We start from the raw sequence: 224 nt of genomic DNA on the forward strand, positions 1-224 counted from the left end.
ACGTTTGAATCTTTGATGGGTAAGACAACTTGTTGCATAGTTTTAGCTCCTTAAAAAATTGATTTTTAGTACAAATTAAAGTACAATATTAAGTACAACGAAAGGGTGGTAAATATGACATTAGCACTAACACAGAGCGATTTTCGCGCTAACCTAAAAAAATATTTAGATCAAGTTAATGACGAAGACGAAACCGTTTATATTGCTCGTTCAAATAGTCGCGC

1 protein-coding gene is annotated in these 224 nt (G+C 33.0%); it reads left to right on the forward strand.

From position 1 onward, the window contains the following. Positions 1-114: 114 nt before the first annotated feature. Positions 115-224 (forward strand): type II toxin-antitoxin system prevent-host-death family antitoxin (locus IV64_RS14010; protein ID WP_157060984.1); only part of this gene is annotated, 110 nt, incomplete at its 3' end.

The organism is Lactiplantibacillus xiangfangensis (genome assembly GCF_001438845.1).
Taxonomy (GTDB): Bacteria; Bacillota; Bacilli; order Lactobacillales; family Lactobacillaceae; genus Lactiplantibacillus; species Lactiplantibacillus xiangfangensis.